Here is a 13,759-nt window from a genome sequence, read left to right as displayed (position 1 = left end):
AAGGCACCATGTCGGTCGAGACCGGTACCGCGCCCGAGGCGGGCGCCGAGGAGCGGGAACAGCAGAGCCTCGGAACCGCCGCGGCACGCACTCTGGCGACCACGACCAAGTCCGAACCCCAGATGCAGGGGATCAGTTCCCGGTGGCTGACCCGGATGCTGCCCTGGGTGAACGTGCCCGGCGGCACCTATCGCGTCAACCGCCGGCTGTCGTACACACGCGGCGACGGACGGGTGACGTTCGTGCAGACCGGTGCGCAAGTGCGGGTCGTCCCGGCCGAGTTGAGCGAACTGCCGCTGCTGCGCGGCTTCGCGGACGACGACGCGCTCGGCGCTCTGGCCGAGCGGTTCGAGCAACGGGACTACGCACCGGGGCAGTTGATCGTCCAGGCGGGCCAGCCCGCCGACTCGGTGTACCTGGTCGCGCACGGCAAGGTGGAGCAGCTCGGGGAGGGTCCCTACGGCGACGAGGCGGTCGTCGGGCTGCTGGCCGACGGTGACACCTTCGGCGGCCAGGTGCTCGCCGAACCCGACGGCTCCTGGGAGTTCACGGCCCGCGCGGCGACCGCCACCACGGTACTGGCGCTGCCGCACGCGGCGTACCAGGCGGTCGCGGACCGGCACGCGGAGCTGCGCGCGCATGTCGAGGCGCGCGCCGGGGACGAGCCCGGTCCGCTCAACACCTTCGGCGAGGCGGCGATCGCGCTCAGCGCCGGGCATGTGGGCGAGCCGGACCTGCCGGGCACGTTCGTGGACTACGACCTCGCGCCGCGCGAGTACGAACTCAGCGTCGCCCAGACCGTGTTGAAGGTGCACTCCCGCGTCACCGACCTCTACAACCAGCCGATGAACCAGACCCAGCAGCAACTCCGGTTGACCGTCGAGGCGTTGCGCGAGCGGCAGGAGAACGAGCTGGTCAACAACCGGGACTTCGGGCTGCTGCACAACGCCGACTACGATCAGCGGATCTCCACCCACTCCGGGCCGCCGACCCCCGACGACCTGGACGAGCTGCTGAGCATGCGGCGCGACACCCGGTTCCTGTTCGCGCATCCACGGGCGATCGCCGCGTTCGGCCGGGAGTGCAACAAGCGGGGCGTCTACTTCAGCGGTATCGACGTCGGCGGCCACCATCTGCCGGCCTGGCGCGGAGTACCGCTGCTGCCGTGCGGCAAGATCCCGGTCAGCGCGTCCCGTACGTCATCGATCATCGCGATGCGCACGGGTGAGGACGACCAGGGCGTGATCGGCCTCTACCAGACGGGCATCCCGGACGAGCTCGAACCGGGCCTCAACGTACGGTTCATGGGCATCAACGAGCAGGCGATCATCTCCTACCTGGTGAGCACCTACTTCTCGGCGGCGGTCCTGGTGCCGGACGCGATCGGCATCCTGGAGAACGTCGAGGTCTCCCGCCGGGACGGCAACTGACCTTTACGGACGGCTAGTTCAGGAAGGCGTCCAGTCGTGCCGCGTCCGGCGCGGTCGCCGGGCCCGGCGCGGTGACCGCGAGAGCGGCACCCGCGTTGGCCCGGCGGGCGGCGGCCACCGGGTCGAGCCCCCGGGCCAGGGCGGCCATGAAGACACCGGTGTGCGCGTCACCCGCGCCATTGAGGTCGACGGCGTCCACGGCGAACCCCGGGACGGGGACGAGACGTCCGCCGTGGCGCACGACACAACCGTCGGGGCCGGTACGGACGAGCACCGAGCCGCGCCCCAGCCGGGATTGGAGGATGCGGGCGGCTTCGGCCACGTCATCGACGCCGGTGAGCAGCGCGGCCTCGCGGGCGTTGCAGCTCCACCAGTCGGCGCGGGCGAGCAGCGACTCCAGGGCGTCGCGCGGGATTTCCGCCGCCAACGGGCCCGGGTCGGCGACCAGCGTGACGGCCGGATCCAGTCGGGGCAGGAGGTCGAGCAGGGCCGCCCGATTGCTGTCGTACAGCAGGCTGTATCCGGTGACGTACACCAAGTCACCCGCACCGGGCCGGAGTTCGACGAGGTCGGCAGCAACGAGGGTGGCCTCGGCGCCGGGGCTGGTGACGAAGGTGCGCTCGCCGTCCGCGTCGACCAGGCAGACCACGAAGCCCGTGTCCGCTTCCGGGTGTGGGGCGAGGAGGACGTCGATGCCCTCGGCGCGCAGCGCGGCGCGGGCCCGGTCGCCGAAGGCTCCGGTGCCGTGGGCTCCGGCGTAGGTCACGGGGAGGCCCTGGCGGGCGGCGGCGGCCATCACGTTGAAGCCGCCGCCGGGGGTGCGCTCGGTGCGGGTGGCGAGGACGTCGCCACCGCGCTCCGGAAGGGCGGGGACCTCCAGGACGAGGTCGACGACGACGTTGCCGAGGTGCCAGAGCCGTGCGGTCATGTCCGCTCCCGTGGGCCGGGCAGGGTCGCGACCATGGCGTCCAGGTCGCCGACGTCGTTGCCGAGGCGCGGCGCCCGCCCGCTCACGCCCCCTCCCGCAGCCCCAGCAGTGCCGACGCCGTGGCATCCAGGTCGAGCGCTGGGTTGACGCGGACGAGCGTCTCCCGCGCGTCGGCCGGGAAGGCGTCCACTCCGTGGCAGGCGCCGCCGACGGCTCCCGCGATCGCCGCGATCGTGTCGCAGTCGCCGCCGACGGATGCCGCGAGCAGCGCGGCCTGCCAGGGGTCGTCGGGGCAGGCGGCCAGGACGGCGAAGGCTGCGGGTACGGACTCCTGCGTGGCCAGACTTGTCCCGACCAACTCGTAGACCCGCTCGCAGACTTGGGCCCGGGTGAGACCCCGTACCAGCCCGGTCGCCCACACGATCCGCTCGGCGACATCGGCGGCGGCCACCCAGTGGCCGCGTCCCGCCGCCAACCGGGCCGCCGATACGGCCACTTCGACCGCCTCGGGAACCGACGCCCCGTCAACTCCCGCGCTCACGGCGGCGGCCACGGCCGCGGCACCGGCGAGCGCGACCCCGGTGTTGTGGGTGAGGTTGCTCGCCTCCACCACCCGGTCCACCAGCACGGCCGGGTCCGTGATCGGCGTCGCGATGCCGACGGGGGCGATGCGCATCGCCGCGCCGTTGGTGGTGCCGTAGCGTCCCACCTCGTCGACGGGGGTGCCCGCGAGGACCTGCTCGACGGCGCGCTTGGTGGACGGGCCGAGGAGGTCCAGGGAGCCGCGGGCCCGCATGTCGTCCTCCCAGGCGACCAGGCGCCGGGCGAGTTCCGCCGGGTCCACGCGCCCCTTGCCGTCGAGCAGCAACTCGGCCAGCAGCAGGGCCTGTTCGGTGTCGTCGGTGACGGCTCCGGCCGGCATTCCGGCGGCCAGCGGATGGTCGGGGTCGGCCGGGTGGAAGCCGGTGAGGAAGGGGCCGTAGCGGGCGGTGATCTGTGGGCGGGACAGCATTTGGGTGGGCATGCCGAGGGCGTCGCCGAGGGCGAGTCCGTGGAGGGCTCCGGTGGCGCGGCTCTGGAGGGTCATGGGTACTTTCCGGGGCGGGTTCAATGGTTCGGCGGTTCGGCGGTTCAGCGGTTCAGCCGAAGGCGAGGGTGAGTTGGAAGTGGTCGGGGTCCAGGAGGCTCACGACATGTTCGACGAAGGAGCCGTCGGCGGCCCGGCTGGTGCGGCGCGTGTCGAGGAACCAGTCACCCGGTTCGCGGCGCAGCAGCTCCGCCTCCCGGCCGTCGATCCGCCGCCCGCCGACCCGCTGTTCGCCGTGGTCGGGCCGCAGCCCGGCCCGGAGCATCACATCGGTCAGCGACTCCTGCCCGAGCCCGCGCGACGGCAGGTCCCGCACTCCGGGCACGGGCGGCAGGAAGCTGCGTTCGTACGACACGACGACGGCGTCCGCGACCAGTTCGCGTATCCGCTCGACGCACACGAACTCGCTGGTGTTCAGGGTGAGTTGACGGGCCAGTTCCTCGTCCCGTCTGGCGTCCACGGCGAGCGTCCTGACCCGGGTCTCGATGCCCTGGGTGGCGAGCGCGTGGGCCCAGCCGAGGCTGTCGTCCAGTGGGCGGCCGTCGAAGAGGACGTAGGAGCCCTTGCCGGTGCGGGTGGCGATCAGGCCGGCCTCGCTGAGTTCGGCGAGGGCCGCGCGGACGGTCGTACGGCTGACTCCGAAGCGTTGGGCCAGGGCGTGTTCGCCGGGCAGTTGCTCACCGGCGGGGTGGTGGCCGCTGCGGATCTCCTTGGCGAGGACCTCGGTGATGCGCTGGTGTTTGAGCTGGACGCCGCTCATGGCGCCTCCCCGACCACCTCGGCGACCGAGACCACCCGGATCAGGGGGCGGTAGAGGTCCATGACGTGCAACGCCTTGGCGTGGGAGTCGTCGTCCACACCGGCGCAGGCGTCGGAGACGACCAGGACCTCCGCTCCGGCGTCGGCGGCGGCGAGGGCCGTGGACAGGACGCAGCAGTCGGTGCTGACGCCCGCGAGGAAGAGGCGGCCGGCGGCGGTGGCGCGTTCGGCGAGTGCCGGCGTCCACTTGCCGAAGGTGGGTGCGTCCACCAAGTGCCGTGCCTGGGCGTCGAATTCGTCGGTCAGTCGCCAGAGCGGGGCGTCCGGCGGCTGGAGGGCGAAGGGCCACACGTCGTAGTAGGCCTGCCAAGCTCCCTCGGGTTTCGCGGGGGCGACGAAGCGGGTGAAGGTGACGTCGTCCGCGAAGGCCGGCAGCAGTCGCCGTACGCCTGCCGCCGCCTCCTCGAAGCGGGGGGTGGCCCAGGGGCTGTCGGGTTCGGCGAAGACGCGTTGCATGTCGATGACGGCGAGGTGGCCGGGCGCGGTGGTCATACGACGGCCACCGCCTCGGGGCTGGCGGCCTGCTCCTCCTGGTGCCGGATGCGGGCGCGGCCCAGTGCGAGGGTGCCGAGGAAGCCGATCGCGAGCGCGGCCAGGACGCCGAGGTTGGCGTAGGCCCAGGCACCGGACTTGCCGCCGAGGCCGAGCGGGTCGAGGAGGTAGCCCTGCCAAGTCAGCCAGCTGGCGGCCGTGTTGGTGACCAGGCCCCAGCCGATCGCGGTCGCGCCGAGGGTGAGGAGGAGCGGCGTGAGCTGGATGTCGCCGTAGCGGCCGGTCGGGCGGAAGAGGTCGCCCTCGTCGTAGTCGCGGCGGCGCAGGGCGAGGTCGGCGAGCATGATGCCGCACCAGGCGGCGATGGGGACGCCGAGGGTGGTGAGGAAGCCCATGAACTGGCCGAGGAAGTTGTCGGCGAAGAACACGATGTAGACGGAGCCCGCGATCATCAGGACGCCGTCGACGAGCGCGGCGAGGTAGCGCGGCACCCGCAGGCCCGCGGAGAGGAGGGCCAGGCCGGAGGAGTAGATGTCGAGGACCGCGCCGCCGACCAGGCCGAGCACCGCGACCACGACGAACGGGACCAGGAACCAGGTGGGCAGGATCGTCGTCAGCGCGCCGATCGGGTCGGCGGCGACCGCCTTGTTGAGCGTGCTGGAGGAACCGGCGAGCAGCAGACCGAAGACCAGCAGGAGCAGCGGGGCGACGGAGGCGCCGAACGTGGTCCAGCCGATCACGCCTCTGCTGGACGAACTCCGGGGCAGATAACGGGAGTAGTCGGCGGCGGCGTTGACCCAGCCGAGGCCGAAGCCGGTCATCATGAACACCAGCGCGCCGATGAACTCCTGGGCGGAGCCCGCCGGTACGGCGCTGACCGTGCTCCAGTGGATGTGGTCGGCGACGAGGGCGATGTAGACGACGGTGAGCACGGCGGTGACCACGGTGATGACCGTCTGGAGCCGCATGATCAGGTCGAAGCCCATGACTCCGCCGACGACGATGAGCGCGCCGACGATGATCAGCGCGACCACCTTGGTCTCGGTGCCGCCGCCCCAGCTGAGTCTGCTGAAGACGGTCGCGGTGGCCATGGTCGCGAGGGCGGTGAGGACGGTCTCCCAGCCGACGGTGAGGATCCAGGAGATCGCCGACGGCAGCCGGTTGCCGCGCACGCCGTAGGCGGCGCGGCTGAGCACCATCGTGGGCGCGGAGCCGCGCTTGCCCGCGACGGCGATGAAGCCGCAGAGCAGGAAGGAGAACACGATGCCGATCACACCGGCGACGAGTGCCTGCCAGAACGAGATCCCGAAGCCGAGCGCGAAGGCGCCGTAACTCAGGCCCAGGATCGAGACGTTGGCCCCGAACCAGGGCCAGAACAGGGTGCGCGGGGTGCCTTTGCGTTCGTCGTCGCCGATCACATCGAGGCCGTGGGTCTCGACCTGAAGTTGCCGGGACTGGGAAGTCTGGGAGTCCACCATCGTCGACCTACCTGTCTAGACGTGTTCGTTCGAGGCTAGGTGCGGTGGTGCCGGGCGTCAAGAGGAGGGGGTGGGCGCACGGCCGTTCCGCTGAGCGGATCCGTGGGCGACTTCCGGGTGCGGGTGCAGCACGCTGGCCATCGGTCGCCGACGGCCCCGGGCCGCTCGGCGTACGGAGTGCAACCACCTAGGGGGAGATATGAGAGAAGCATCGGAACCGGCGCGTCGCCGCGTGCTCGCCGGGGCAAGGGCGGGGTTGCGGAGGTGGGCGGTCCGGGTGGCGCGCTCGCCGAAGGCGGTGGTGCTCGTCGTGGCGGCGCTGGTGGCCACCGCGTTCGCCGTGACACCCGCCTACGCGGACGATCCCGGGCTGAACTGCGCGGTCACCGCGACCGCCAGCATCACGGTGACGCCCTCTCCCGTGCTCTACGGTCAGAACGCGCTGGTGCAGTGGAGCGCGGACTGTGTCGCCAATACCTCCGAGGACGCGCTGGTGATCAGCGGGCCGGGCTTCAACCCGTCGACCACCGTCTTCCCGGTCGGCGGCGGATCGCAGTCGGTGTTCATCAACCAGACCGGGACCGTGGGCTGGAGTGTGACGGTCGTCGACACGTCGTCGGACACCGGATACAGCCGGGGCCTGGCGTCCGTGTCGGCCTCGGTGGCAGGTGTGACGACCGTGCCCGACGTGGTGGGTGACTCGCAGGCGCAGGCCGGGCAGGATCTCGCGGCTGCCGGATACGTCCTCGGCACCGTCGGCAGCGTGGTCGACTGCGACCACTTCAAGACGGTGAGTTCGCAGTCTCCGAGCGCGGGCACCGTACTGCCCACCGGGTCCTCGGTCTCGATCAAGATAGGCAAGAAGCCCACGCCGCCCGCCCAATGCGAATGAACCGTCCGATGTGATTTGAACTGTCCGATCGACAGCCTCCTCGCCTTCGTGCCGGGACCGCACCCCGCGGCCCCGGCACGTCGCGACGGTCAACTGTTCGCCCGGCTCGATCGGTTGTCGTGCTCCCCGTCCCACGAAATTGTCCGTAATCCGTAACAGCGGGATCCTTCCGCTCGTTTATCCCGTCCTGACGAATGCACGGAACCGGACAACAGGACAGGGAACAGGGCGGACATGGCACGTCATGGCGGGCGGGGTTGGTACGGGCGGGTACTCGCGGCGGCGGTCGGTGTGACGGCGGTGGCGGCGGCCACCTCGGTGTGGACCGCGCAGGCCGGTGTGGTCGACGCGCAGCGGGGCGGCGCCAACGCGCGTCCCGGCGCCGCCAGTTCGGCCCCCGCTCGGATCGCGGCCGTGTCGGCGGAGATCGTGCACGCCTCCGACAAGGGCGCGCGGGGCGTCAACATCACCATCGACGACGGGCCCGACCCGACCTGGACACCGCAGGTGCTCCAAGTACTCAAGGAGTACGGGGTGAAGGCCACCTTCTGCATGGTCGGCCCGATGGCCGAGGCCCACCCCGACCTGGTCAAGGCGGTCGTCGCGGCCGGACACCGGTTGTGCGACCACTCGGTGTCGCACGACACCACCATGGACAAGAAGTCCGAGTCCTACCAGAAGCAGGAGATCCTGAACGCCGCCGCCATGATCACCAAGGCCTCCGGGGGCGTACGGCCGCTGTACTACCGGGCGCCGGGCGGCGCGTTCACGCCGTACAGCCGTCATCTCGCCGCCGCGCAGGGCATGCGCCCGCTGGGGTGGAACGTCGACTCCAAGGACTTCGAACTCCCCGGCACCGGCGCCATCGTCACCACCGTCAAGAGCGAACTGCCCAACGGGCCGACCATCCTGTTCCACGACGCCGGCGGCGACCGCTCCGAGACCGTGGCCGCGCTGCGCGAGATCCTGCCGTGGCTGAAGCAGCAGGGTTATTCGTTCGGCTTCCCGATGCGCTGAACAGTGCGTGGAACAGCGCGCCGAATTGACGGTCGTCGTTTTTCGAGTGGCGAATATGTGTGGGAAATGTGGAACGGCCGACGAGGTGGCGGTATTTAAGCGTGTCGGTGCCGATTCGCGCCGCTGTCGATTCGCCTTGAAGGCTTGCGGCGATTTCCCCCGTGCAGTAACTACGTGAAGCATGAACCTGTTCAACCGTGCTGCGCCCCTCCGCCGCCCGGCATCCCCCACAGTTCCGCAACGCCCCGCCGCCCCACCGGCGTTCACCTCCTCCGGCCTGCCCGATCCCGCCCTGGCGGCGCTGACCGGAGAGTGGATGATCGACCCCGCGCACAGCCGGATCGGTTTCTCCGTCCGGCACGCCATGGTGACGACCGTGCGCGGGTCCTTCGCCGAATACAAAAGCCGGCTCTACTTCGACGGCCGCAACCCCGCCCGTTCACAGGCCGAGATCGTGGTGTCGACGGGCAGTGTCGACACCGGTGTGGAACAGCGCGACGCCCACTTGGTGGGCCGGGACTTCCTGGACTCCGCGACCTATCCGCGTATGCGTTTCGCCAGTACCGCGGTGCAAATGTCTGGCAACGATGTCTACCGCATGCTCGGTGACCTCACCATCAAGGACGCCACGCGTCCCGTCGTCCTGGAGCTCACCTACATCGGACATGTCACCGACCCGTTCGGCGTCGAACGGGTCGGCTTCGACGGCACCACCACGATCGACCGCTCCGACTGGGGCCTGACCTACAACTCCCGGCTGGCCGAGGGCGGTGCGATGGTGAGCGAGAAGGTACGGCTCCAGTTCGACATCGCGGCGATCAGGACGATGCCGGCCGCCTGACGGGACGGCTACCGGGTGACGAGACCGCCGCCCACGAACGTGTGCAGCGGGTTCAGGTCGCGCAGGGCGTCGCTCGGGCAACGGGCGGGGTCCTGCTCCCACACGGTGAGGTCCGCCAGGCGCCCCGGGCTCAGCGTGCCGCGCAGATTCTGGTCGCCCAGCAGCAGCGCCGCGTTGGCGGTGTGCAGGGTGAGGGCCTCGTCGTAGGTGATGGCGTGCTCGGGGCCCTTGGGGCCGATGACGGTCTGGCGCGTGATCATGCCGTAGACCGAGCGCATGGCGCCGAACTGGCCGACGGGGAAGTCCGATCCGGCGCTGACCTGGGCGCCGAGGTCGATCCAGCCGCGGGCGGGGAAGAGGCGGGCGACGCGCTCCGGGCCCCAGAAGCCCTCCTCCACCTCGGCGGTGTCGTGGAGCAGCGGCTGCTGGATGGTGACGGGGATGCCCAACTCGACGGCGCGGGCCCGCTGTTCGGGTCCGGCGAGACCTCCGTGCTCCATGACGAGTGTGCCTGCGGGCAGTCCGGGGTTGCGGGCGAGGACCCGCTCGTAGACGTCGAGGAGGGTGCGGACCGCGCGGTCGCCGTAGGCGTGGGTGCCGACCCGCCAGCCGCGCCGGACCACGGCCTCGACGGCCTCCACCAGCGCGTCGGGCTCCCAGATCAGCGTCCCGGAAAAGGCGTGGTCACAGGCGTACGGCTCCTCCGTGGCCCCGGCCTCCAGGCCGCCGTCGAGCCCGAACTTCACGCCCCACACCCGCAGCCACGGGTCGGAGTCGTCGCGCCACTTCTCCATGGCGTCGAGCAGGTCCGCGACCTGGGCCGCGTCGGTCATGCCGAGCGCCGAGATCAGGGCCCGCACCCGGATGCCGAGCGCCCCCGCCTCACGGGCGGCCAGCAGTACGGCGTAGTCCTCAAGGCCGACCGCGCAGTCCCGCACGGTGCCGATGCCGGTGGCCGCGTACTGGGCGGTGGCCAGTCGCAGCCCGTCGATCCGCTGGGCCCGGTCCGGGGCCGGGACCAGGCGCTCCACCAGGCCCATGGCGTTGTCGATGAGCCGCCCGTCGAGCCTGCCGTCGGTGTCGCGGCCGATGACACCGCCCGGCGGTACGGGGGTGTCCTCGGTGATGCCGGCCAGGCGCAGCGCGTAGCTGTTGACGACGTCGTTGTGGCCGCCGCGCTTGACCAGCACGGGGTGCCGGTCGGTGGCCGTGTCGAGTTCGGCGGCGGTGGGCATGCGGCGTTCGGAGAGGTTGAGTTCCTGCCAGTTGGTGGTGGTGCGGATCCACTCGCCCTCGGGGGTCGTCTTCGCGCGCTCCCGGATCAGCTCCAGGAACTCGGGGATGTCGTGGGCCTCGTGGACCGGGACGTCGTGCGCGCCGAGCGCCGCGTAGATCAGGTGGGTGTGGGTGTCGTCGAAGGCGGGCAGCACGGTGGCGCCGGGCAGGTCGTGCACGGTGGTGTGCGGGCGCACCAGGTGGTCGAGTCCGCCGGGGTCGGGCGAGAGCGCCGCGATGCGGTCGCCGCGCACGGCCAGCGCCCGCTGCGGGGCCTGGCCGGGGACCAGCGTGTGGATCGCCCCGGCCCGGATCACCAGATCGGCTCCGTGATCAGTCATCGTTCTCTCCCACTTCCTCGGTACATCCGCTGACCAGGCCGTTGTACGGGCGATGGGCCGTTTCCCGCACATTTGGTCGGCCTCAGTGCCGAAAGCACGCCACCGAACCCGTCCGAAATGGAGATCATGCGCCACTCGATGGACAGTGTCCGCCCGTCGCCCCGGACCGTCATTGACAAGCGGAATCCGCAACGGTTGTCATGAACACATGCGCCACGAGCTGATCGGCACCGCCCGCCACGAGTTGACGGACCGTCAGGGAGTGCTGCTGCACGGTCCGATGGGGATCGGCAAGTCCGTGCTGGTGGCCGCCCTCGTGGTGTCCTCGGACGCCCAACTCCAGCCGTCCGGAACGGTGTTGCACTGCTCGCCCGCCGAGGAGGACGCCCGACTCCCGTTCGCCGGTCTCGTCGACCTGTTCGCGCGGGTGCCGGAGAGCTACCTCGATGCCCTGGCACCCGAACCCCAACTGGCCCTGCGGGCCGCCCTGTTGCGCGGCGAGGTACCGGACGGCGACCGTGACCGGCTCGCCGTCCGTGTCGCCGTTCTCGACGTGGTGCGCGCCCTCGCCGCCACCGGCCCGGTGCTGCTGGCCCTCGACGGCCTCCAGTGGCTCGACGAACAGACCGTCGAGGTGCTCGCCTTCGTCGTACGCCGTGTCGAGGGCCTCGACGTACGAGTGGTGACCGCCGAGCGGGTGGCGGACGGCGAGCAGCCCGAACGGCCGCGCTGCTGCCCGCCCGGCACCGTCGAACTGCCCGTGCCACCACTGACGGACGACGAGGTGGCACGACTGCTGCCCGCCGACCTGCCACCGGCGGTACTGCGGGCCGTCCAGGACACGGCCGCCGGAAACCCTTGGTACGCCCTGGAGTTGGGGCGGGCGGCCCCGCGCGACACGGCGGCCGTCGGCCTCGGTCGGACGCTGCCCGTGCCGCACCGGCTGCGCACCCTGCTGCTGGAACGGGTGCGCACCCTGCCGGAGCGCACCCGGCACACCCTCCTCGTCACGAGCGCCGCCGCGCACCCCACGCTCACGCTGCTGCGCGCGGCCGGGTTCGACGATCCGGCCGCCGACCTGGCGGAGACCGAACGGCTCGGAGTCGCAACCGCCGACGCCCGCGGGACCGTCCGCTTCCGGCATCCGCTGCTCCGGGCCGCCGTCTACGCGGACGCTCCCGAGTACGGCCGCCGACAGGCGCACGCCCTGCTGGCCCGCGCGGTCACCGATCCCGTGGAGCGGGCCCGGCACCTCGCGCTCGCCCACCCCTACGAGGACGAGACCACCGCCCACACCCTGCTGGCCGCGGCCGAGTCCGCCCGCCGCGACGGTGACCCCGACGCGGCCTTCGAACTGGCCGGGCTCGCCGCCCTGCGCACTCCGGGCGACCGCCCGGCCGAGCACGCCGACCGGCTGCTGGCGGCGGCCGAATACGCCTGTGACGCCGGGCAGTTGGAGGAGGCGGGGCAGGCGGCCGAGACCGTCCTCGCCGGTTCGGGCTCGGCCCGGCAGCGGGTGCGGGCACGACTGGTCCTGCTGCGCAACGCCGGTCAAGCTCTGCACGGTACCCACGCGTTGATCGAGGAAGGCCTGCGGGACGCGGCCGGTGATCCCGAGGCGGAGGCCTGGCTGCACCACTGGGCGGCCGTACGGGGCCTGCTGTGCGGGGAGTTGGCAGCGGCGGCCCGGCATGCACAGCGCGCCGCCCGGCAGGCGGCCGTGGCCGGTGACACCGACACCCGGATCGGGGCGCTCGCCACCCTCGCGCGGGTGCGCTCACTGGGCGGTGAACCGGTCGCCGCCGACGCCGCGTTGGCGGAGGCGCTCGCGCTGACCGGCGGCGCGGGCGCCGGTCCGGAGAGCTGGGGGCTGATCCGGATGCGGGCGATCCTCGCCCTGGACTCCGACCAGGTCACCGAGGCCCAGCGGCGGGTATCCGAACTCCTCGCGGAGATCGGGGAGTTCGCCGGGGTCGAGGAAGTCATGGCGACCCTGGTCGCGCTGACCCGCATCCAAGTCCGCGCCGGACACTGCCGCGAGGCGCTGCGCACCGCCGCCCGCTGCACCCGCGCCGTGGCCGAGACCGGCGTACAGGCGGCTCCGGCGTTGTACGCGGCGGCGCTCGCGGCGACCGCGGGCGGCAGTGCCGACGAGGCACGGGAGTTGGCCGGGCAGGCGGTGCGGGCATCGGCGGCGGACGGCGACCGGCTGTTCCTGCTGCGGGCCCTCGCGGTGCTGGGGCAGGCCGAGTTGCTGGCCGGTGATCCGCGCGGGGCCGCCGCGGCGGTCGAGGCGCTACAGCGGGTGAAGGAACTCGGCGAGGCGATGTCGGCCGCCGACCCGCCCCTGCTGCACTGGTACAGCGACCTGGCCGAGGCCCTGGTCGTGCTGGGCGAGACGGACGCGGCCGGGGCGGTGCTCGAAGAGGCCCGCGCACGCGTGTCGGGCGACGCGCCCGGCAGCGTACTGGCGGCCCTGGAACGCGCGGAGGGGCTGCGCGAGGCGGGGCTCGGCCGGGCGAAGGAGGGCGCGGTACGGCTGCGCACCGCCGTGGACCGGCTGCGCCAACTCCCGTTGCCCGTAGACCTGGTACGCACGCTGATCTCGCTCGGCGCGGTCGAGCGCAGGGCCCGCCACCGCAACGCGGCCCGTACCGCGCTCGGCGAGGCGCTGGAGACCGCGACCCGTATCGGTGCCGCTCCGCTGGCGGCGCGGGCCGGTGACGAACTGGCCCGGCTGGAGGCGGGCGACCGGGACGGTGAGGGGCGGCCCGAACTCACGCCCACAGAAGCGCGGGTGGCCGAACTGGTCGGCGGCGGGGCCACCAACCGGGAGGTCGCCGCCGAGCTGTTCATCAGCGTCAAGACGGTCGAGGGCACTCTGTCCCGGGTCTACCGCAAGGTCGGCGTCCGCTCGCGCACCGCGCTCGCCCATGCCATGGCGGTCGCCGTCATCGCGTCCGGAGCGGCGACCGTGAGCATCGGCGACGACGACCAACAGCAGCCCACCACACAGGCGGTGACGATCAGTCAGCCCGGCCGACTGCGGACTCCCCGCACCCTCGACACCCGGCGCTGACCTGTCATCCGCGGTTCATGTGACACCCGCAGTTAACACGTGACGCAAGGGTTCCCCCGCTTATGCGGGTGGGGTCGATG

The 13,759-nt window shown here is 72.0% G+C and carries 11 protein-coding genes; 5 read left to right on the top strand and 6 right to left on the bottom strand.

Annotated elements, in window-relative coordinates; all coding sequences use genetic code 11:
• Positions 1-8 precede the first annotated feature (8 nt).
• Positions 9-1,430, top strand: a complete 1,422-nt coding sequence (locus ACWIHT_RS00255; RefSeq protein WP_456162761.1) for a family 2B encapsulin nanocompartment shell protein — start codon at positions 9-11, stop codon at positions 1,428-1,430.
• A 13-nt stretch (positions 1,431-1,443) separates the two neighbouring features.
• Here ACWIHT_RS00255 and ACWIHT_RS00250 read toward each other — a convergent pair whose 3' ends face one another.
• The 5 genes from ACWIHT_RS00250 to ACWIHT_RS00230 all read right to left on the bottom strand — a co-directional run bounded on the left by ACWIHT_RS00250 (position 1,444) and on the right by ACWIHT_RS00230 (position 6,234).
• Positions 1,444-2,358, bottom strand: a complete 915-nt coding sequence (locus tag ACWIHT_RS00250; RefSeq protein ID WP_456162759.1) for a PfkB family carbohydrate kinase — start codon at positions 2,356-2,358, stop codon at positions 1,444-1,446.
• Positions 2,359-2,440: 82 nt separating this feature from the next.
• Positions 2,441-3,445: an ADP-ribosylglycohydrolase family protein gene (locus tag ACWIHT_RS00245; protein ID WP_456162757.1), complete on the bottom strand. Its 1,005-nt coding sequence runs from the start codon at positions 3,443-3,445 to the stop codon at positions 2,441-2,443.
• A gap of 52 nt (positions 3,446-3,497) precedes the next feature.
• Positions 3,498-4,205 carry a GntR family transcriptional regulator gene (locus ACWIHT_RS00240; protein WP_456162755.1) on the bottom strand — a complete coding sequence of 236 codons (708 nt, stop codon included), beginning with the start codon at positions 4,203-4,205 and terminating at the stop codon, positions 3,498-3,500.
• The gene (locus ACWIHT_RS00235) at positions 4,202-4,756 is read right to left on the bottom strand and encodes a cysteine hydrolase family protein (protein ID WP_456162753.1); all 555 of its coding nucleotides are present in this window, start codon (positions 4,754-4,756) and stop codon (positions 4,202-4,204) included. The genes ACWIHT_RS00240 and ACWIHT_RS00235 overlap by 4 nt, the downstream gene beginning before the upstream one ends.
• Positions 4,753-6,234, bottom strand: coding sequence for a purine-cytosine permease family protein (locus tag ACWIHT_RS00230; protein WP_456162751.1), 1,482 nt, complete (start codon positions 6,232-6,234; stop codon positions 4,753-4,755). The genes ACWIHT_RS00235 and ACWIHT_RS00230 overlap by 4 nt, the downstream gene beginning before the upstream one ends.
• A 199-nt stretch (positions 6,235-6,433) precedes the next feature.
• On the opposite strand from ACWIHT_RS00230, the gene ACWIHT_RS00225 reads away from it, so the two are divergent.
• The 3 genes from ACWIHT_RS00225 to ACWIHT_RS00215 all read left to right on the top strand — a co-directional run bounded on the left by ACWIHT_RS00225 (position 6,434) and on the right by ACWIHT_RS00215 (position 8,984).
• On the top strand, positions 6,434-7,126 hold the full coding sequence (locus ACWIHT_RS00225) for a PASTA domain-containing protein (protein WP_456162749.1): 693 nt from the start codon (positions 6,434-6,436) through the stop codon (positions 7,124-7,126).
• A 234-nt stretch (positions 7,127-7,360) separates the two neighbouring features.
• Positions 7,361-8,143: a polysaccharide deacetylase family protein gene (locus tag ACWIHT_RS00220; RefSeq protein WP_456162747.1), complete on the top strand. Its 783-nt coding sequence runs from the start codon at positions 7,361-7,363 to the stop codon at positions 8,141-8,143.
• A gap of 181 nt (positions 8,144-8,324) precedes the next feature.
• Positions 8,325-8,984, top strand: a complete 660-nt coding sequence (locus ACWIHT_RS00215; RefSeq protein ID WP_456162745.1) for a YceI family protein — start codon at positions 8,325-8,327, stop codon at positions 8,982-8,984.
• Positions 8,985-8,992: 8 nt separating this feature from the next.
• Here ACWIHT_RS00215 and ACWIHT_RS00210 read toward each other — a convergent pair whose 3' ends face one another.
• On the bottom strand, positions 8,993-10,600 hold the full coding sequence (locus ACWIHT_RS00210) for an amidohydrolase (RefSeq protein WP_456162743.1): 1,608 nt from the start codon (positions 10,598-10,600) through the stop codon (positions 8,993-8,995).
• Positions 10,601-10,808: 208 nt separating this feature from the next.
• On the opposite strand from ACWIHT_RS00210, the gene ACWIHT_RS00205 reads away from it, so the two are divergent.
• Positions 10,809-13,679, top strand: coding sequence for an AAA family ATPase (locus ACWIHT_RS00205; RefSeq protein WP_456162741.1), 2,871 nt, complete (start codon positions 10,809-10,811; stop codon positions 13,677-13,679).
• Positions 13,680-13,759 lie beyond the last annotated feature (80 nt).

It is taken from the genome of Streptomyces sp. NPDC002276 (genome assembly GCF_053891435.1).
This window is presented reverse-complemented; position numbering and strand designations above follow the sequence as displayed.